Here is a 20,495-nt window from a genome sequence, read left to right as displayed (position 1 = left end):
AGGAAAATGGAGCTCAATGAAATCCGAAGATTTCATCGAGCTCCATTCTTTATGAGGTACTTATGTCACAGCCCCTTATTTGTTAGTCTTCAAAAAATTCATAAAGTTGGTCGAGCGTCAGTTGTTGTTTTTCCTCCCCTGTAAAGTCGGCGACTATCTGGCCGGCCTTTAGGACCAGTAGGCGGTTGCCATACTTGAGGGCGTCTTCCATCCGGTGGGTAATCATCAGCGCTGTTAAGTGGTCCTCGGTGATTCGCTGGTTGGTCGCATGGAGCAATGACTGGCTGGTATGCGGGTCGAGCGCCGCCGTGTGTTCATCCAGCAGTAGAATATCTGGCCGCCTAATTGTTGCCATTAGGAAACTGAGGGCCTGCCGTTGACCGCCAGAGAGGTTCCCGGTGGCAGTGTTGAGACGTTGTTCAAGACCATTATTCATCGAGGCGGCGAGCCGCTTGAATTCTGGCAACCGTTGTTTCAGGCGGCGGGGGATGAGGTGACGTTTTTCGCCCCGCTTGGCGGCCAAGAGCAGGTTTTCGGCAACGGTCATCCGCGGGGCGGTGCCCATCTTGGGATCCTGGAAGACCCGGCTGAGGAAGCTAGTCCGCTGTTCGACGCTCATCGTTGTGATGTCAGCGCCCTGGTGGAAGAGTTGGCCGCTTGCGACCGGCAGATTACCGGAAATCACGTTGAAGAGGGTCGACTTGCCGGCACCGTTAGTCCCGATGATGGAAATGAAGTCGCCGTCGTTAATCGTTAAGTTGATGTGCTTGAGGATGGTAGTGGCGTTGGGAGTACCAGCGTTGACCACCGTGGAAACATCCTTTAATTGCAGCATTGGTTCAGAATTAGTTGTCATGGCTGAGACCCCCTTTGGTAAACGGTTCTTTGATGTGTAAAACGTTATTGAGCCGTGGCAGCATCATGCAGAGTGCCAGGACGACTGACGAAATCAGGTTCAAGTCGTTGGTCGAGAAGCCGAGCTGGAGAACGGCCAGTAGGATTAACCGGTAGATGATACTACCAAGGGTCACGGCCACTAGCCGCTGGTTGAGGGTTAATTCGCCAAAAGCCACTTCGCCGATGATAATCGAGGCCAGGGCAATCACGATCGTCCCGATCCCCATGTTCAGGTCGGCATAGCCGTTGCTCTGGGCAATTAATGCGCCACAGAGGCCGACCAAGGCGTTGGAGACCATTAGGCCGATAATGACCATTGAGTCTGTCTTGATCCCCAGTGACTTGGCCATGACCGGATTATCACCGGTAGCAATAAAGGCCTGCCCAAAGTCAGTTTGCAAGAAGAAAACCAGGCCGGCGGTGACGAGGGTAATCACGATGATGCCGAGCAGGACGCTGTCAAAGTACTGTGGCAGCTCACGGAGGGGCGTCAGCAATGTTTTCTTGCCTAGTAGTGAGATGTTGGACTTCCCCATGATCCGGAGGTTGACGGAATAAGCGGCCGTCATGGTTAAAATCCCCGCCAGCAGACTATCAATTTTTGCCTTGGTACATAGTAAGCCGGTAATCAGCCCGGCCACCATCCCGGCAAGGGCTGCCAAGATGGTGGCGGCCAATGGGGAGATGCCGTGAGTGATGGCGGTGACCGCCACGGCCGCCCCCAGGGGGAAAGTCCCTTCAACCGTCATATCGGCGAAGTTGAGGATGCGGAAGGTCAGGTAAAGACCAATACCGAGCAGGGCCCATAATAATCCTTGCCCGATTGAAGAAGTAATTAAGTTCATTATTTAAACACCTGCCCTTTCGTTGCTGCTTCGTGTTCAAAGTGTTTGGGGATGGTTAATCCTAGTTTGTGAGCTTGTTTGAGGTTTAAGACGGGTTCCCCGTGGCGGGAAAACTCAATGGGCATCTTCCCGGGATTTTCACCCTTCAGGATTTTCCCGGTCATCCGCCCGCCGCGTACTCCCAGGTCGTACTGGTTAATGCTGTAAGTGGCAACGCCACCTTGCTTGACCATCTGGGCCACTGCCGGAAAGACTGGCTTGTTGGCCGCGTTAGCGTTCTTGACCAGCGTCTGCATGGCTCCGGCAATCGTATTGTCAGTCGGGACAATCAGGGCGTCGTTACTATTGAGGGCGGTTTGGGAAACCTGGTTGAGGTCGTTGCTGTTGGCAATCGTGTACGACTTCAAGTTGACGTGCTGGCGCTTGGCTTCCTTGACGAAGAGTGCGTGTTCAGTCGATGCCGAACTGTCGCTGGAAGTGTAGATGATCCCGATGCTCTTGGCGTGGGGCAGGAATTCTTTGACCAGTGCTAACTGCTGGGCGACCGGTGCCTGGTCGGAGACCCCGGTAATGTTGCCGCCGGGGTGGTGGTTGTTCTTCACCAGGCCGGCGCCCTGCGGGTTGGTGACAGCGCCGAGAATTAACGGAATCTTGGTAGTGGAGTTGGCAACTGACTGGGCGGCCGGGGTGGTGATGGCGAAGATGGCATTATCGTGTTCGTTGACTAATTTATTGGCCATCGTCTTCAGCGTGCTTTGGTCGCCCTGGGCGTTTTGGTAGTCGATTGTTAGGTTCTTCCCCTCGTGGAAGCCTTCATCTGCCAGTCCGGCAATGAAGCCGTGGTGGATCTGATCGAGTGACGGGTGGTGCATTAACTGTAGAATGCCCACGGTGGGGTGCTTGCTCCTGACGGTTTCATGACTTTCTTGAAAGAAAGCGACGCCGAGGAAGGCAAGCAGGATGGCAATTAGGGTATACATTCGTTTCATTGGCGTTTCCTCCCAGTAGCTAGTAAAAGAAAAAAGGGTCCGCAATGCGGACCCTTTTTAGGACGCCCGCAATGGTGATACTTCACATGCGGGCACTAATTAATTATTAGTTGGATGCCAGCACGGAATTAACCCGAAAATCTCAGGCTGATTCCGCAACCGGAGCCAACCCGAGCTACTGGCTTTGCCAACGACGAATCATCTGTAATTGTTGGATAAAGTTTTTGCTCAAGGTTGACACTCCCTTCGTTGATTTGTCTGTAAGTATACCGACAAGACCAACAACTGTCAACAAAATATTAAAAAATTCTCATTAAACGTTAAGCAGAGGCGGTCGAAGCGTCAAAGCTCTTCCCCAGCTCAAAGGCCATTTGGGGGTAAAAGCGTAAGTGGTCGGCACTAGTGCGTGCGGCCAGCACTTGCCCGGCATAAGTCCACTCCATGTGGTCAACAATCGCCTTGAATTCGGACTTCAGCGGGTCAAAGTCATCCCCGTTGGACGTGGCCAATAGGATGGCCTGCTTATCGCCGTGGAGTTCTTGATCACGTTCAGCCATGTGATCGACGACAGCTTTTAACTGGGCAGACATACCAAAGTAATGCATGGGAGTAGCAAAGGCCAGAATATCGGCGCTCACCATCTGATCTAGCAAGCCTTCGACACGTGAATCGCCTGGTAAAAGATGGTTATCAGCATCAAAGGCTAGTGGTGAAACCGGGTGGAGACCAGCGTCGAACATTTCAACAGTGTTCCCTGCTTCTTTGGCACCAGCGGCTAACTTTTCTGCAAGCTGTGTGGAAGCACCTGGCTGATGGGCACTTCCGGTAATTACCAAAAATTTCATTATAATAAAGGCCTCCCAGGTTATCTGCACATGCTACATTTATAATTATAGCACAATTATGCACTATGGTGTTGCAAGACGGTTGATAACCGGTTTTCAACCTATAAATAACTCAATCGTTTTTGTAAGAATAGCTTGTGAGATTACTTTTGCTGATCCTGCCAATGCTGGTGCAACTGGTGACGAAGAGCCGATAAGTGCGGTGCTTCTTTCAGCTTCAGTGCCGGGTAGTTGTGCATCATCCGTCGCTCGTTCCAGGTTGGGTGAACCAACTGCGCTAGGCGAGCCCGGCGTTTCTCCTGGTTGAACCGGTGCTGATCCATTGCGTCAAGGAGCTGGACGTGCAACCGTTGGTTTTCTGCGTGAATGCGCTGCTCCCAGATAGCGGCGTGAGCTTTAAACTGGGCGGTACTGAGAATGGTAATGACCGCATCGGTACTCATTACGAGGGCCACCCCGATGGCGGCCCAGTGGGCGGTTTCAAACTCGACAAAGTTGATGAACTTCAGGACTGCTGGTTGGACATAGCGAACAAGCAGCACGGTTCCCACACCCCAGAACAGGGAAATAACCGGAGCGACTCTGCCCTGCAAGTTCCCCCAGTGGTTGGAATAATCCCACAGTTTCATATGGAACGCCTTTTCCAGCAGCAGACTGGCGAAAAACTCGAAAATAGTGGCGACAATACTGCCGACGATAAAGAGCACCAGCAGGTTTTTACCAAAGTCATCCGTACAGAGGATGATGGTGACGATGGCAAAACCGTAAACGGGGCAGTAGGGGCCAATCAAAAAACCCCGGTACTGGAGAGCCCGCTGCCTAATGGAACAGTAGATGGTTTCCCAGAGCCAGCCGATGAACGAATAGCAAAAAAACATTAAAATGACGTCGTCAATCGTAAATCGCATTTGTTAATCCTCCACCCGGACACCAAGGTCGTCGATGGCTAGTTGCCAGAGAGGGGCAGTTAAACCGTGCAGCCTTAGCGTACGGCTAAATAAGTCGTCACCGTTATGTGGAACGAGGGTCATCACCGTTGGACCGGCACCGCTGAGGTAGGTGGCCAGGGACCCACAGCGGTGGCCAAGTTGTCGGATAGTCTGCAATTCGGGAACTAATTGTGACCGGTATGGTTCATGGAACTGGTCGGCTTCCATCATCTTGCCGACTACCTGGTAATCCCGGCTAAAGAGGGCGGCCACCAGGGTGTTGGCAATAGCACTGGCGTGGGTTGCCCGGGAATAAAGCATGGTTGCCGGGAGGGCCGCCCGGGAATCAGCAGTGGCGAGGTTATAGCGGGGAACGTAGGCCAGGAGGGCGTATGGCGGTTCAGGAGCCTTGACGGCATAGAACTGTTCGCCAACACTGGTTCCCACCACGATGCCGCCCATAATAGCCGGAGCGACGTTATCGGGGTGCCCTTCCAAGCGCGCAGCCGCCTGGACTTTCTGTTCATCAGTCATCTTGAGCTGGTTAAGCTGGTTAGCCAGTTCGACCCCGGCCACATTAGCACTGGAAGAGCTTCCTAGCCCGTGTGACAAGGGGATGTTGCTAACCACCGTCAAGTGGTGCGGGGTGAGCGGGGTCGGACTAGTTTTGATGGCCGCTTGGACGATCATGTTGCTTTCGTCATGCGGGATATTCGGGAGGTCGTGGTCGACTTGCCACTGGTCCACTTCTTCACCAACGGTCATCGTCAAATAGCGGTTAACGGCGACGCCAATGGAGTCAAACCCCGGTCCCAGGTTGGCACTGGAAGCCGGTACAATAATTCTCATCATTCATTCCTCCTTACTTATCCAGGACCTTGTAAGCTGCTTTGAGCTGCAGAGAGTGGTGTGGCGACTTATCGATGGCGGCTTGCAGGTCGAGCAACTGGCGGCGGGTCATTGAGTGGGTGACGATGGCTAGTTTGGCCAGCCCAGCGGAGGTCGACGACTGGACGATAGTAAGGAAACTAGCGTTGATCTCCGCAAAAATCTTTGTTAAGCGGAGCATTTCCCCGGGAACATCCTTCATCGTCAACGATAAGTAGTAGCGGTAACAGATATCATCAAGCGAGGTTGATTGGTAGTGCTGGCGGTAGTTGTTAAACTGGTGGCCGGTAGTGCCGGTAGCAATGTTTTGGGTGACGGCGATAATATCGCTTAAGACGGAGTTGGCCGTTGGCAGGCCACCAGCCCCGGGCCCGTAAAAGAGGACGTCGCCGACGGCTTGACCAGTGACCATGACGGCGTTGCGCTCGTTATTAACCGTGGCCAGCGGGGTGCCTTTTGGAACCAGGACGGGTGCCACTTCGGCAAAGACCGATTCTTTTACCCGCCGGGCAATCCCGACAAGCTTAATTACGTAGCCAAAGTTATCAGCTTGTTTGATGTCGTCGCGGTTAATATTTTCAATTCCCTCCACGTGGAGGTCATCAATCGTTAACCGGGTTCCAAAGGAAAACTGACTAAGGATAATCATTTTGTAAGCCGCATCAAAACCTGCGACATCGTTTGTCGGGTCGGCTTCGGCAAAACCTAAGTCCTGGGCCTGCTTGAGGGCTTTTTCGTAACTCAGGTGGTCGGTATTCATCTTGGTAAGGATGTAGTTAGTTGTCCCGTTGACGATCCCACGGACTTCCAGGATCTTATCAGCCGGGAAGCTGTTGGTAATCGTCCGCAGGATCGGGATTCCCCCGGCCACACTGGCCTCGTAGACGAGGTCAACACCGTTATCTGCCGCCAGCTTCGTTAGCTCGGAACCGTCAGTGGCAATCAGGTTCTTATTAGCAGTAACCACGTGCTTTTTGGCTTTGAGAAGCGCCGCAATCCGCTCCTTCGCCGGGTGGATGCCGCCCATGACTTCGACAACGATTGGAATCTCCGGGTCGTTGAGCAACTCATCGAAGTTGTTGGTCAGGTAAGTATCCCACAGCGGGACCTGCCGCCGTTTGCTAGTGTTGTGGACGACGATTGTTTTAACGTGCAGCCGGCAACCAGTAATATTCAGGATCTTTCCTTCGTTGTCCTGGATCATTTTTAAAACACCGGAGCCAACTGTTCCCAGGCCGATCATGCCAATCTGGATTTCTTTCATCAGTGACGCGCCCCTTCCTAAAATTAGGTTTTCTCTCATTATTCTATCATAATCCGAACGAAATGCGGTATAATGGGCGCAGCAAATCTTCTTAAGGAGGGCCCACAATGCAATACCGGAGTACGCGGGGAACTGTCGCCAACACCAAAAATGCCGCCGAGGCGGTGATTCAGGGACTGGCCCCTGATGGTGGTCTTTACGTTCCCGTTGATTTTCCCCAACCAGCTTTTTCACTTCAACAACTGAGGGGCATTACCCTTCAGCAGGCATCATTACTGGTGTTGTCCTGGCTGATGGACGACTGGTCTGCTGAGCAGCGGACGGCAAGTGTTGCCCAGGCCTATGGCAAGCAGTGGGATGACCCGGCGATTACGCCGCTGACCAACAAGGTGGGTGGCAACTACTTCTTGGAACTTTTTCATGGCCCAACACTGGCCTTTAAGGACGTGGCACTCCAGCTGTTGCCGCAATTAATGACGCGGGCGGTGAAATTGATGGGGCTTGACCGTCAAATTGTCATCCTCACGGCGACATCTGGCGATACCGGCGGGGCGTCGATGGATGGCTTTAGCAACGTAGCTGGTACCCAGGTCGTCGTCTTTTATCCGCACCATGGGGTAAGCCCTGTTCAGTTGCACCAGATGCGCAGCCTGCCTGGTGATAACCTGACCCCGGTAGCAGTCGATGGCAACTTTGATGATGCCCAGCAAAACGTGAAGCGAATTTTCAATGACCCTCAATTAGGGGCTGAATTAGCAGCTCACCAGTTGCAATTCTCTTCGGCTAACTCGATGAATATCGGGCGACTGATCCCCCAAGTTGCTTACTACTTTTATGCTTACGGTCAGCTGCTGGCCCGTCATGAAATTAAGGGAGGCGATGAGGTCAACTTTACGGTACCGACGGGTAACTTTGGTGATATCCTGGCAGGTTATTACGCCCAAAAGCTCGGGTTGCCCATTCACCGGTTGGTTTGTGCCTCGGACCAAAACAACGTCCTCACCGACTTCTTTGCCACTGGTAAATATGACCGCCGGCGAGCCTTTACGGTCACTAATTCACCGTCGATGGATATCCTGGTGTCAAGTAACCTAGAACGGTTGTTATTTGACGCTGCTAACGGAGATAACCAGCGGGTGGTTAATTTAATGTCTCAGTTGCAGCAGCAGGGCTTCTACCAGGTCAATGACAGTGAGAAGGACTTCTTGGATCAGCATTTTGCCGCGGGTTTTGCAGATGAACAGCTAGTTCGTGACGAAATTCACCGTTCCTACCACCAGAACCACTACGCCATTGACCCGCACACGGCGGTGGCCTCTGCGGTGGCCCGTCAGTACCAGGAAGACAGTGGGGATGAGACGCCAATGGTGATCATTTCGACGGCCAGCCCGTTTAAGTTCCCGGAGACAGTTTACTATTCCATTACCGGCAGTGCGGTTGATGAACCTGGTTTGCCGGCAATTCGGCAACTGCAGCAACTGCTGGGTGGTTCGCTCCCCCAGGGTGTCGCTAACTTGTTTGACCGCCAGGACCGGCCCCAGCGGGTGGTTGCTCCGTCAGACATGAGCGGCTTGTTGGAAACGATCCTTTTCTAAGATAATTAACTTCCCCCTCGCACTCGGCTTTGGCCGAGAACGAGGGGCTTTTTTCTACTCAAAGTCAAGTCATATCAGTATTTGGTTACTGCTTTGACCTGACTTTTTTATTGGTTAGTGAAGGTAAGTTTCGAAATTGGTGAACGGATTATGCTACTATTAGTGGTGGTATAAAGGAGCGAATGAAATGAGTTTATTAGAAGTCAGCGGGCTGACGATGAGCTACGCCGATAAGGAACTGTATAACGATGCCAGTTTCCGTTTGGAAAAGCACGAGCACATGGGGATCATCGGGCAAAACGGGGCCGGCAAGAGTACCCTCATCAAGATTCTGATCGGTCAGGTCTTGCCGGTAGCGGGAACTGTCAGCTGGCAGCCAGGAACGACCCGTGGTTACCTGGACCAGTATGTGGATATTCCCCAAGATGAGACCCTCCTGCAGTTTTTACACAGTGCGTTTGCCAAGTTGTACCAAACGCAAGACCGGCTGACTAAGCTGTACGCTGACCCCAGTGCGATGGCGGACCCGAAGCAGTTGGATAAGGCTGGTCAAATGCAAGACTACTTGGAATCACATGGTTTTTACGACATTGATACCAAGGTGGCCGAAGTAATGGCGGGGTTAGGACTGACGGAACTGGGCGAGAACCGGCTGGTTGGCAAGATGAGTGGGGGCCAGCGATCAAAGCTCATCTTGGCCAAACTTCTCTTGCAAAATCCTGACGTGATCTTGCTAGACGAACCGACGAACTACCTGGATACGGCGCACATCGCCTGGCTAGTTGACTACCTGAATGACTTTGATGGGGCAGCCATGATCATTTCGCACGACTATGACTTCCTGGAAAAGGTAACGACCACCATCTGTGATGTTAGCTTCGGTAAGATTACCAAGTACCGGGGTAGTTTCCAGCAAGCCATGCGGCAAAAAGCCGAACGGCAGGAAGCCCAGGAACGGAAGTATGAGAAGCAGCAGGAAGTCATCGAGAAGGCGACCCGCTTTATCCGGAAAAATAAGGCCGGCCGCAACTCCAATATGGCGAAATCACGGGAAAAGATGCTGGCCCGGATGACGAAGGTTGAGCCGCCGTCGACTAACTTGAAGGCAACGTTTCATTTTCCGTACGAGGAAAGTGGTTCGGCAAATGCCCTCCGGGTCGACCACCTCAGTGTCGGTTATCAGCGTCCTCTGTTGAAGCCGGTCACCTTCTCGTTGACGATGGGTGAGAAGATGCTCTTTAGCGGCTTTAACGGGGTTGGGAAAACGACGCTAATCCGGACCATTCTCGGTGAATTACCGGCGAAGGGCGGAACAGCGACCTTTTCCCCGTCGGCCAAGGTCAACTACTTTGACCAGAACTTGACCTGGGATAATCCCGGATTGACCCCACTGCAAACAATTCAAAACCTGTTCCCAACGATGCAGCCGAAGACGATTCGGACAAAGCTGGCGCGGGCGGGGATTAATGCCGCCAACGCCGCCAAACCACTCCACCAGCTTTCGGGTGGGGAGCAGACTAAGGTCAAAATAGCGGTTCTCGAACTGACCCCGTGCAATTTTTTGATCATGGACGAACCGACCAACCACTTGGACGACGAGACCAAGGAGGGGCTGAAGCGGGCCCTCCAGGAGTTTCCGGGCAACCTCTTGCTGGTAAGCCACGAAGAAAGCTTTACTAGTGGCTGGCTGGATAAGGTCTTGAACGTTGAAAAGCTGAGTTTGCGTAAATAATGAGGGGTAGCGATTATGACAAAACAATTAATCAAGGTCTTTTCACACAACGATCTCGACGGTTTTGGCGGGCCAATGCTGTTGCAAAGCGTCCAACCAAAAGTCTTTGCTAACACCGAATTTGACGTTGAAAATATTGGTGCGGGGCAAATTGACGTGACCCTCGATCACTGGTTTAACTCGCCGTCGTTGAATAATTACAGTGACGTTTACATTATGGATATGACCCCCGATTCGGAAAATACCTTTAAGGAACTGAACCAGCACTTTGCTAACCACTGGCTAGTTTTTGACCATCACGAATCCGAAGAAGTACAGCGGCAGCGTTATTCTGCTAATACGGTTACCCCGAATGGGGAGATGGTTCACGCGAGTGCGACTAGTATCGTCTGGGACTGGTTACAGCACCAGCCGGGGATGGAACAACTGGATAGTGGACGGCGTCAGCAGTTGGCCCAGTTAGCAGAGCTAATCAGGGCTTATGACACCTGGGACTGGCAAAATGATCCTGACTTACCGTCGGCGGTCAGTGAAGGCGCTGACCAGCTCAATGAGTTATTCTGGTTCTACCCGAAAAAGCGGGCGGGCGAGTTTATGGAACACGTCTTCGCTGCCGGCTGGGACGCTTATTGGCGAGACAATGAACTGCTGGTCCATACCCTGATGGAGCGGCGGGCAGCGTACATTAAGCACCACCTGAAAGATGTCCTGGAAACGACCATTGACGGGCACCGCTTGGGGGTCGTTTACGCTAGTGACTATCAATCCCAGCTGGCTCATGACTTATTAGCTGCCCAGCCCCAGCTCGATGCGGCATTGGTAATTGGCGCCATGCGGATTTCACTGCGGAGTAATGATAAAATGGACGTAGCTAAGTTTGCTGAGCAGTATTATCAGGGCGGTGGTCACGCGAATGCTGCTGGTGGTCGGTTGACGATCAACCCGGTCAAGATCGGGGAACAAGCAGTTATTGACCAGCTGGCGAGTGCGACCAAAGCGACCCGCAAAGAACAACAGGAAAGCGAGCATACTCTCGCGGATGACCTGGACCCGGAAGTCGCTGGCAAACTGGCAGCGTTGTTGAAGAGCAAGCCTGACGAGGAGAACAAGAATGGCAATTAAAAACTTCGTGTTTGATATTGATGGAACACTGATTGACACCTTTGATGTTTACATGCCGGTGTTGTTCGAGGTCCTAGCTGACTTTGGGTACCACTACACGCCAGAAGAAGAGCAGCGCTACAGCAAGGAAGTTTTTGGAATTCCGGGAACCGAATCGCTGGAGTACATTGGTATTAAAAAAGCAGATTTTCAAGCAGTCGCCGCTGCCTGGGATGAGGCTGCTAGCAAGCGGCAAAAGGACGCCACCGTGATTGATGGCGTACCAGAAATGCTTGCCCAACTGGCTGCCCGGCCGGATGTTCAGTTGGGCATTGTCACTTCCAAAGTTCGTGATGAGTATGAACAGTACTTTCACCAGGCGTTTACCATTGCTAAATACTTCTCATTTGCAATTACCTCAACTGATACGGTCCGCCACAAGCCATATGGTGACCCCATTGTGAAAGCAATGGACGATCATGGTCTGAAAGCGGCGGAAACAATTTACGTCGGTGACACCATTAACGACTTAAAGGCGGCTGCCAACGCCCACACTCACTTTGCGGGTGCTGTTTATGATTCGGCAATGCCAGAGCGGTTGAAGGACAGTGAATTTCTCTTAAAGCAACCTGGTGACCTGTTGAACGTTCACTAGCGAATAAAAATGAACAATAACGAACCGACAAAAAGTTCCAGGAGGAGCTTCTTGTCGGTTTTCTTTGTCCAATAAAAATTATACTCCTCTCATTTTAAAACGATCGCGGGTGATCAATGTCGCTAAAAAGCATTGACAGCTGGGCGTTATCGCTGTTTAATATTTATTAAAATTCAATGAGAGAAGGGCTAGCAATGCGAATTGGAATTAGTGCAGACGCAGATTTGGAACCGACGGAGATTATTAACCTACAGTTAGCACACTTTGCACCTAAACCGTTAGTCGACGTGTTAGTGAAACATCAGGTGGTACCGGTGATTCTCCCGATCGTCCCCGGGGAGATGGCGTTAGCGTCTTTACAAGGACTTGATGGATTAATTATCCCTGGCGGTCATGATATCGCACCGGAATACCTGGCGGAAAACCCGCACCGCTTCGTCGGGCCGACTTACTCACCGCGAGATGCTTTCGAGTTTCCCCTGGTCAAGGCGGCGGTCAAACTTCACCTGCCATTGTTTGGAATTTGTCGCGGGATCCAGGTCATCAATGCCGCGCTAGGTGGTTCCGTCTACCAGGACCTGCCAAGCGAGTATGATTCGGCAAACTTGCTGCCGCATTCACAGCGGAGCCGCGGCGACTTGCCGACCCACCGGGTCAAAATTGATGGTGACAGTCAGCTGGGACAAGCCATTGGTGAATCGGCCCTGGTCAACTCCCGCCACCACCAGGCGGTTAAGGAGGTAGCACCGTCATTGTACGTGGTCGCGACAGCGCCTGATGGCGTCATCGAAGCTGTTGAAAACGATGACGCCTCCATTCAGGCAGTTCAGTGGCATCCAGAGAATCTTTGGCAAAACAGCCCGCAGCAGGAACGGATCTTTACCGCGTTCTTTGACCGGGTCGCAAAGGAGGAAGGCTAGATGAAAGAAGCTAATAAACAAAAGATGGGGATGGGGAGTGTCATCCTCTTCGGGATCAACGGGATTATTGGGACGGGGATTTTCCTGCTCCCGAGTTCTGGAATGAAATTATTCGGGCCAGCCAGCCTCTTATCACTGGCCTTTGACGGGCTCCTGGTTTGCCTGATTGCGCTATGTTTCGCTGAATGTGCGGGGCTGTACGGGACTAACGGTGGACCATACCTTTACGCTCGCGGCGCTTTTGGAAATTTTGTTGGTTACGAAGTTGGCTTTATGACCTGGGTGGTGCGGATGATCGCCGAAGCTACCCTGTACGTCGGTTTTGCAACGGCGGTTGGCGGGATCTTCCCGGTACTGAACACCCCCTTCGCCAAAAATGCAATGGTGACCGTCCTCGGGATTTTCCTGATGCTGTTAAACATTGCGGGGGTTCGTTTAACGACCAAGTTGAACGATATTATGACCGTTGCCAAGCTGGTCCCCCTGCTGCTGGTGGCGTTACTAGGACTGTTCTTTCTTCACCCGGCAAACTTTCACCCGTTCTTTTTACCGGGAAAGGGTTCTACCGCCAATTTTGCCCAGACGACACTGACCCTCTTCTACGTGTTCAGTGGGTTTGAGGGACTAGTTGTGGCGGCTGGTGAAATGCGCAACCCGAAACGTAACTTGCCGAAAGCACTATTGATTTCGCTCAGTGCCGTGGTGGCAATTTACATGCTGATCATGGTTGCTTGTATCGGTGTGTTGGGGAGCGGGCTGATGCAGTCCACCGTGCCGGTGCAGGATGCCCTTCAGCGAATGGTCGGTGAGTGGGGGAGCGTCCTGGTTGCTGCGGGAACACTTTGCTCCATTGGCGGAATTTGTGTGGCGTCTTCCTTCATCACTCCCCGTTCAGGTGAAGCGCTGGCGGAACACCAGATGATGCCGGCCGTCCTTGCCAAGAAAAACCGCTGGGGTGCTCCTTACGTGGCCATCATTGTTTCCACAGTTGTCGGCTTACTGTTGGCTTACACTGGCAGTTTTGCCAAGTTGGCGATGATTTCCGCTATTTCCCGCTTTGTCCAGTACATTCCTACCTGCCTGGCAGTGATCGTTTTCCGGCGGACCAAACCGGAGGCAGTCCGCAGCTTTAAGCTACCATTTGGGCCGTTGATTCCGTTGCTCGCCTTAGCAGTTTCTGGCTGGCTACTATTCCACACGCCAGCGGAAAACCTGCTCTGGGGCTTCGGCGCGTTACTGATTGCGGTCCCGTTCTACTTCATTACCGGCCGGCATGCTGATGCTGAATTTAGTTGATTCACCAGCAAATAAAAAGGGCGACAACGTTTGTGAGCGTTGCCGTCCTTTTCAATGTTATAGTGCCTCATTAGGCGTTGAAACGTCCGTCTTCGACTTCCTGAATGAAGTCGGCCACGTGCTTGTAAAAGACTCCTGGGTTGTCGGTCATCTGGTGGTGTCCAGCTCCCGGCGTCGTTACGAAGCGGGCGTGCGGGATCAGTTCGGCCATCTTCTTACCAGTCGGAATTGGCATTGACTCGTGGCCACCGTAAGTGATTAATGTTGGCATGGTGATGTTCTTCAGGTGGTCACGGAAGTGCCAGCTAGCCAATTTACCAGTAATAACGAATTCGTTGTCGCCCTGGAAGGTGTTGTAGATCGTCGGGTCGGTCAAGTCCTGCAAGTGTTCAAGCTTACTTGGCTGACGGCGGTCGATGTAACCCTTGTTGAGGACATCAACACACTTCTGGTAACGGTCGTTGTGGTAGTCGTTCTTAGCCTCGCATTCCTTCATAAAGGCCACGTCGTCAGCTGACAGGACTGTTTCACGAATGTGGTTAATACTTTTGACGTAGTCGTCAATGTCGTCAACCATCCCGGAAATAATCGCCCCTTTGAGGTGTTGACCAAACTTTTCGGCATAGAGTTGAACGAGCAGGCCGCCCCAGCTTTGCCCCATTAAGTAGAAGTGGTCAATCCCTAACTTTTGCCGGACTTCTTCGACTTCGTTTAAGAAGTAGTCATAAGTCAAGACCTCGTCGCGAACTGCCGGGTCGGTAAAGTCAGGAGTATCGGAGTACAGGGAGCCTAGTTGGTCGTACATGTGGACCTGAACGTTTAATCCTTGCTTAGCCAGTTGGGTCGCGGTGTCTTCCCAGTATTCGTGGTTCGCACCCGGGCCGCCGTGGAGGCAGAGCAGGTGAATATTACCCTCACCCTGGGTGTTGGTCCAGAGGTGGTAGCCATTGTGCAGCGTAATAATGGTGGTTCCTTTTTTCATCAAAATCCCTCCGTATGCTTAGTTCAGTGATATTAATATTCTAACGCTTTTCTCATTATCGTCCAAGAACAATTAAAGAGTCGTCATGTCAGGGATGATCAGTGAACTACGGCCGAGGTCAACCTGGTAGGTGAGGTCTTCGTTACCACGCAGAGTCATTCCGAAGTCCGTACTGAAGATAACCAAGCCCAGTTGGTGACCAGCCAGGAGGTGGTGGAAGATTGGCTGCAGGAGCAGGCGGACATTTTCAAAGTGGTTGGCTCGCAGACGGTTGACTGTCCCGGCCCCCTTAACGTTTTGCAGGTTAATGTGGCCGTAAGAAATAACCTTAAACGGTGTTACTTGCTTGGCGAGCTTGAACTCTCGTAAATCGTCATACTTCCAGTGATAGCCAAGCGACAAGCCGCCCTTATTGATTAACTGGGGGCTAGTGGTTAACCGTCGGGCAGCACCAAAGTCGACTAACTGCGCGGCAATCATCCCGTGGTCGGCATCGACGGCGACCCGTAAGTTCACCTGTGGGGTGCCCCGTAAGAGCCACTCATCACTCGCTGGTTCGGTCAGGAGACGAAGGCTGAAGTCATTGTCCTCAGCCAGCATTGCTGTCTGCCACCGTGATGGTTGCTGACACCACTTTTTAAAGGTCTCCTCATCCTGACGGTCGTTAAAAGTAGCCAGGCGCTGTTGACCAACGTCACTGGTCGACAGGACTTTATTACTAAGGTAGTGGGTCCGCTTATTGCCGGTACTCCAGTTATGGTGAGCATGCCAGGTTTCAGGTCGGGCATTATCCTGGACCAGAACGTGGGGAATGGCTAAGTCAGCGTTGTTATCCAGCCCCCAGAGTTTATTGGCAAACCAGAGGTTGATCATCTCGGAAAAGTCAAGCGACCGGAAAGCGTTGATGTAAATATGCTGTCCCTGGTGCAAAATTAGGTGACTAGCGACAGGTAGCCCCTGGACGGCATCATACAGCCGTTTAACGTTGACCGGCTTGACGTTCCAGTCGTTGAGACCGTGGACCATCATTACGTCAGCCCGGATGTTATCAAAGTGACGCCGGTAGTTGCGCGCCATCCAAAACTGGTTGTAATTACCGGTTTGCCGGTCCTGGGCTGCAGTCATCTTTGCTAAGTAGTCGCGGTTAGTTTCCTCAATGCGCCGGTAGTCAGCCGGGTTCTTAGTGCGGCTAAACGTTTCGGCAGCGAGGACATCGGCATCTTCTCCCTGGAAACCACCGGGAGCCATGACGAGGCCGCCTTCGCGGTAGTAGTCGTACCAGCTGGAGATTGCCGCTTCACTAACGATCGCCTTCAGGCCAGCAACGCCGGTGGTGGCGACAGCCGTTGCCAGGGTTCCTAAGTAGGATCGACCGGTCATCGCGACGTTACCATTGCACCACCAAGCGTGGATTTCAATCCCACTGGTGCGGTCGGTAAAGGCCTTCCGGTCACCATGGAGCCATTCAACAACCGCCTTCATTGAGTCGGTCTGTTCCGGTGAACCACACGTCTGCAAACCATCAGAATCCTTGGTCCCAATACCGGCAGCGTAAACGATGGCGTAGCCGCGGACAGCGAGATAATCATTGAGGGTGTAGGAACTAGTTTCGCTAAAGCTCTGCGTTGCTTTTGTTGCCTGGCCGGTGACCTGCTGGTGGTAACGGGGAGCAGAGAAGGTCACCTCTGCTGGTGACTTGACGCGACCAGTTTTTTTGGTAGCCAGCGGCTGATTGACGTCGTGGGTAATCTTTTCGCCCCACTGGTCGTTGGTTCCCTGATTATACGGACTGGCGGTAAAGACTGCCGGCACCTTTAAGCCGTCATTAGTATCTGCGGGACGGATGATTTCGGCTTTCACTAAGTCGGCGTAACCGTCGGCATCGGTGTCGAGGTCAGTTTCGATATAAACAACTTCACGAATTAGCTTGGCGGGGTCAAAGCAGGCGACCGCCTTACCGTTGAACCATAATGGCTTTTTCTGGGCGGGTAGGTTGTAGGTCCAGGCAAACAACCCCTGGCTAGTTAGGTAGTCAAGGTAGTTTTGACCATTCTTGTTCCGGGTCACCATTAAGCGATACCAGGCGTCGATGATATCTTCACTGGTCCATTCCTGGTGGAACTTGTGGGGGAGGTGAATCTTTTTAACGGCTTCCAAAGGTGCGGCCAATTGAAAATCGAGGGCAGGCGCGAACTGCAAGAGCTGGAGAACCACCAGGTAAAAGACCTCGTCAGTTAACGGCTGACCAGCAGCCAGCCAATCCGCCAGGTCGTCATCCGGAGTGGCCAGCAACTGGTGGAGGTTATAAGTAATGGTGGCCTGGTCCTGACCGTTAGTCATCGTTTTGGTCAACAATTTGGCAAAGAGGTCAACCGGGGCGAGGCTGATATTGCCATCTTCAAGTAATCGCAGGGCGGTGAGTTCGGCAATCTCCTGCTTTAATGTAACGTCGACAATACTAAATTGGTTGTCAATCATGGTAGAAACCCGTTCCTTTCGTTTATGTGGATATCTTTATTTTACCATTTAAAATGAAAAATCCCCGCAACCGGGTGGCAGCAGGGAAAGGGCAGTGATTAACTTAGTTACGATCCTGGTTCAGTTTACTGTGGCGGTAACCGTAAAAGGCATAGATTAAGAGTCCGAAGCCAAACCAAATGCCGGCACCGAGATAGGTTTCCTTAGACAAGAGGGTCATCATCCACAAGCAGGCTAGGCCGGAAATGATCGGCAAGACGGGGTAGAGAGGTACTTTGAACCCACCCTTGTTCCCAATGTCATGGCGTTTGCGTAGTGGAATAATCCCAAAGGAAACAAAGGTGAAGGCCAGCAACGTCCCGATATTGACCAGGTTGGTAAGCTGGTCGAGTGACACTAGACCACCGAGGATGGCAATAATCAGTCCAACAACCCAAATGGCATGCTGTGGTAGCCCATTCTTATCCAGCTTGCTAAGCTGCAAGGGCAGCAGACCGTCACGACCGACAGAGTAGACGAGCCGGGAACTAGAGTAGGTCATTGTGACCATCATTGTGAACATTCCGATCAGTGCCCCAATCGATAAGAGGCCAGCCATCCAGTCCTGGTGCACCACCTGGAGCGCAAAGGAAACGGGGTTGGCAACGTCTAGTTTAGTGTAGGGGACCATCCCGGTTAAGACGACTGAGACACCCATGTAGAGGATTGTCGCGATGATCAGGGTACCAATGATTCCCAGCGGCATATTGCGTGACGGGTTCTTAACTTCGGCAGCAGAACTAGAAACGGCATCGAAACCGAGGTAAGCGAAGAAGACCACGGTAGCACCGCGGAAGACCCCGTGAAGGTGGTAAGGCATGAACGGGTGGTAATTCGTCGGTTTAATAAAGAAGATCCCGACTCCTAAGAAGAGAAGGATAATGGCAATCTTTAAGACAACGGCGATGTTGTTAATTCGCATGGAAGTCTGCATTCCATGGGAGAGCAGTGCTACGACAACCAGGACGATCAGGACGGCCACCAAGTTGATGTACGTGCCGTGCGCCGGGTCGAAGGGACCGGAAATGGCTTTGGGGATATTGATCCCGAACCCTTGCAGGAGTGACTGAAAATAGGCCGCCCAGCCAGTCGACACGGAGGCGACGGCCAGCATATATTCGAGGATCAGCGCCCAGCCAAGGATCCAGCCGAAAATTTCACCAAAGACGACGTTACCATACGAATAGGCACTGCCGGCAACTGGTAGTGCCGACGAGAACTCGGCATAGCACATCGCCGAGAGGGCACAGACGATGGCCGACAGGAGGAAGGAGAGCGTGACCCCCGGGCCGGCGGTTTTGGCCGCTACTGTCCCGGGCAAGATAAAAATCCCCGTCCCAATCACGGCACCGACACCCATTGCAACGAGGTCGAAGGCTGTCAGGGACTTAACAAATTTTTTGTCCGCACCAAGATAACGGTCGAGGCTCTCTTTTCGAAAAATATTTCCACTCATTTAGTCAACCACCTTTGTTATACTATATTGGTTAACGTCCATCTTATGGGGCAAACGATTAGAAGTCAATGAGAAAAATTAAAAAACGGGGAGGAATCTTTTCGATGGCAACTGAAATTACCAGTGGCGCGGTTGTTTACCGCTACAATCAACAGCACCAGTTAGAGTACTTATTATTGGAAAGTCAGAACAAAGGACACTTTTGGGGGTTCCCTAAAGGGCACGTTGAGGCTGGCGAAAGCTTAGTTCAAACGGCTCAACGCGAAATTCGGGAAGAGACTAGCCTTGAACTGCCGATCGACACTAGTTTTGCGGTCAAAACAGGTTATGACCTGCCAAATGGCAATTACAAGGAAATGACACTTTACTTGGCGGAAGTGACTGCCCAACATCAGCTCCAATTACAGGTAGAAGAAATTAAAAACGCTGGCTGGTTCACTTACGAAGCGGCGCGACAGCGACTGACCTACGATAATTTGAAGCAGCTGCTTGACCAGGCTAACGCGCACTTGACGAAGTAAGATGACAAGGCAAGAAGAACGGGTTTATGTCATTACCGGTCCCGCAGGGGTTGGCAAAACGACGGTGGCCAACTACTTGTGCCGTCATTTTGGCCTGCACCGGGTGGTCACCCACACGACGAGGGCACCGCGGCCGGGCGAACGTGACGGAGTGGATTACTATTTCGAAACGCCTGCTAGTATGGCCAAATTGACATTGTTGGAACAGGTGAACTACGACCACCACCAGTATGGGTCGTCGATGGAAGGCCTGGTTGCCGGTTGGCACACCGGCCACAATAACGTAATCGTCCTCGATACTATTGGGGCCGTTACCTACAAGCAGCAGCTGGGCGAGCGGGCAGTGGTGATTTACTTGACGGTCTCGGTATTAGATGCCCTGGCCAAGCGGATTCAGGCCCGCGGTGACCGCCGTCACGCGATCAAGTCGCGGTTAAAAAGCCGGGAAAACCAGCGGGACGTCAACTTACCCGCGGAGTTGCGTCAAACAGCCTACGTGGTGGTTAACGACTACTGGCCGAAGACGGAGCGTCGGTTGAACCACTTGCTGGCTGCCTTTGGTGAACGGAAGACGAACTTATAACTTACTTAACTTGTCGTGGGAACATTTTGCGGTATGATTAGTAGACAGTAAAAAGGAGTGTGTCTAATTATGGCATCAAAAACGCCGCCGTTCGTGACGCCGTTTGCTCTCGTGTCCATTGTTCTGGCACTCGGCGCAACTAACGTCGTGGTCAACAAGACCACCCATACTAACGAAGGGGCCCGGGTATCGACAGTGTCCCGACACGAGTCGTCCACGACTAGCTCTGAAGTTCGGAGTAGTAGTTCATCAGAAAATAATGACGATGACAGTCAATCTTCGAGCTCCAGCCAGCGCAACAACAACCAACAGGCAACCAACGACCAAGAGACAAACGATACGCAGGAAAGTTCCACTAACAATAAGCAACATAACACTAATAACAATCCCAACAACACAACCAACGGGAACCAAACAAATAACAATACCAATAATAACCAAACGACTGCTGGCAATAACCAGGGAACCACGCAGCAGTAA

19 protein-coding genes are annotated in these 20,495 nt (G+C 52.2%); 9 read left to right on the top strand and 10 right to left on the bottom strand.

What is annotated here, in order from left to right:
* Positions 1-82: 82 nt before the first annotated feature.
* The 7 genes from Q0E49_RS01465 to Q0E49_RS01435 all read right to left on the bottom strand — a co-directional run bounded on the left by Q0E49_RS01465 (position 83) and on the right by Q0E49_RS01435 (position 6,657).
* Positions 83-856 (bottom strand): ATP-binding cassette domain-containing protein, encoded by a 774-nt coding sequence (locus Q0E49_RS01465; protein WP_295745880.1) that lies wholly within the window; start codon positions 854-856, stop codon positions 83-85.
* Complete coding sequence (locus tag Q0E49_RS01460) at positions 846-1,742, bottom strand: ABC transporter permease (protein WP_295745877.1); 897 nt, start codon at positions 1,740-1,742, stop codon at positions 846-848. Before Q0E49_RS01460 ends, Q0E49_RS01465 begins: the two co-directional genes overlap by 11 nt.
* A complete protein-coding gene (trpX, locus tag Q0E49_RS01455; protein WP_295745874.1) occupies positions 1,742-2,731 on the bottom strand; it encodes a tryptophan ABC transporter substrate-binding protein in 990 nt (329 codons plus the stop codon). The genes Q0E49_RS01460 and trpX overlap by 1 nt, the downstream gene beginning before the upstream one ends.
* 320 nt (positions 2,732-3,051) lie before the next feature.
* Complete coding sequence (locus Q0E49_RS01450; RefSeq protein ID WP_295745871.1) at positions 3,052-3,576, bottom strand: NAD(P)H-dependent oxidoreductase; 525 nt, start codon at positions 3,574-3,576, stop codon at positions 3,052-3,054.
* A gap of 143 nt (positions 3,577-3,719) precedes the next feature.
* A complete protein-coding gene (locus Q0E49_RS01445; protein ID WP_295745869.1) occupies positions 3,720-4,484 on the bottom strand; it encodes a putative ABC transporter permease in 765 nt (254 codons plus the stop codon).
* Positions 4,485-4,487: 3 nt separating this feature from the next.
* Positions 4,488-5,354 (bottom strand): homoserine kinase, encoded by an 867-nt coding sequence (thrB, locus tag Q0E49_RS01440; RefSeq protein ID WP_295745886.1) that lies wholly within the window; start codon positions 5,352-5,354, stop codon positions 4,488-4,490.
* Positions 5,355-5,367: 13 nt separating this feature from the next.
* Positions 5,368-6,657, bottom strand: a complete 1,290-nt coding sequence (locus Q0E49_RS01435) for a homoserine dehydrogenase (protein WP_295745867.1) — start codon at positions 6,655-6,657, stop codon at positions 5,368-5,370.
* A 107-nt stretch (positions 6,658-6,764) separates the two neighbouring features.
* On the opposite strand from Q0E49_RS01435, the gene thrC reads away from it, so the two are divergent.
* From thrC to Q0E49_RS01405, 6 genes are all read left to right on the top strand, one after another.
* Complete coding sequence (gene thrC, locus Q0E49_RS01430) at positions 6,765-8,252, top strand: threonine synthase (protein WP_295745866.1); 1,488 nt, start codon at positions 6,765-6,767, stop codon at positions 8,250-8,252.
* Between the two features lie 187 nt (positions 8,253-8,439).
* Complete coding sequence (locus Q0E49_RS01425) at positions 8,440-9,984, top strand: ABC-F family ATP-binding cassette domain-containing protein (protein WP_295745863.1); 1,545 nt, start codon at positions 8,440-8,442, stop codon at positions 9,982-9,984.
* Between the two features lie 15 nt (positions 9,985-9,999).
* The gene (locus Q0E49_RS01420) at positions 10,000-11,106 is read left to right on the top strand and encodes a phosphoesterase (protein WP_295745860.1); all 1,107 of its coding nucleotides are present in this window, start codon (positions 10,000-10,002) and stop codon (positions 11,104-11,106) included.
* Entirely contained in the window at positions 11,096-11,740 is a 645-nt protein-coding gene (locus Q0E49_RS01415; RefSeq protein ID WP_295745857.1) for an HAD-IA family hydrolase, read from the top strand. Before Q0E49_RS01420 ends, Q0E49_RS01415 begins: the two co-directional genes overlap by 11 nt.
* A gap of 176 nt (positions 11,741-11,916) precedes the next feature.
* Positions 11,917-12,660, top strand: coding sequence for a gamma-glutamyl-gamma-aminobutyrate hydrolase family protein (locus tag Q0E49_RS01410; protein ID WP_295745854.1), 744 nt, complete (start codon positions 11,917-11,919; stop codon positions 12,658-12,660).
* Positions 12,661-13,956, top strand: coding sequence for an APC family permease (locus tag Q0E49_RS01405; RefSeq protein WP_295745852.1), 1,296 nt, complete (start codon positions 12,661-12,663; stop codon positions 13,954-13,956). It abuts the gene before it with no gap.
* Positions 13,957-14,026: 70 nt separating this feature from the next.
* Here the strand turns inward: Q0E49_RS01405 and Q0E49_RS01400 are convergent, their stop codons facing one another.
* From Q0E49_RS01400 to Q0E49_RS01390, 3 genes are all read right to left on the bottom strand, one after another.
* On the bottom strand, positions 14,027-14,938 hold the full coding sequence (locus Q0E49_RS01400; RefSeq protein ID WP_295745849.1) for a proline iminopeptidase-family hydrolase: 912 nt from the start codon (positions 14,936-14,938) through the stop codon (positions 14,027-14,029).
* 72 nt (positions 14,939-15,010) lie between these two features.
* Positions 15,011-17,416, bottom strand: a complete 2,406-nt coding sequence (locus Q0E49_RS01395; protein ID WP_295745846.1) for a Xaa-Pro dipeptidyl-peptidase — start codon at positions 17,414-17,416, stop codon at positions 15,011-15,013.
* Positions 17,417-17,519: 103 nt separating this feature from the next.
* A complete protein-coding gene (locus tag Q0E49_RS01390; protein ID WP_295745843.1) occupies positions 17,520-18,911 on the bottom strand; it encodes an amino acid permease in 1,392 nt (463 codons plus the stop codon).
* A 104-nt stretch (positions 18,912-19,015) separates the two neighbouring features.
* Between Q0E49_RS01390 and Q0E49_RS01385 the strand changes: the two genes are divergently transcribed.
* The 3 genes from Q0E49_RS01385 to Q0E49_RS01375 all read left to right on the top strand — a co-directional run bounded on the left by Q0E49_RS01385 (position 19,016) and on the right by Q0E49_RS01375 (position 20,495).
* Positions 19,016-19,432, top strand: coding sequence for an NUDIX domain-containing protein (locus Q0E49_RS01385; protein WP_295745840.1), 417 nt, complete (start codon positions 19,016-19,018; stop codon positions 19,430-19,432).
* A 1-nt stretch (position 19,433) separates the two neighbouring features.
* Positions 19,434-20,015, top strand: a complete 582-nt coding sequence (locus tag Q0E49_RS01380; protein WP_295745837.1) for an AAA family ATPase — start codon at positions 19,434-19,436, stop codon at positions 20,013-20,015.
* Between the two features lie 69 nt (positions 20,016-20,084).
* Complete coding sequence (locus Q0E49_RS01375; protein ID WP_295745834.1) at positions 20,085-20,495, top strand: hypothetical protein; 411 nt, start codon at positions 20,085-20,087, stop codon at positions 20,493-20,495.

Source organism: uncultured Limosilactobacillus sp. (genome assembly GCF_934202235.1).
In the GTDB taxonomy this organism is placed as follows: Bacteria; Bacillota; Bacilli; order Lactobacillales; family Lactobacillaceae; genus Limosilactobacillus.
This window is presented reverse-complemented; position numbering and strand designations above follow the sequence as displayed.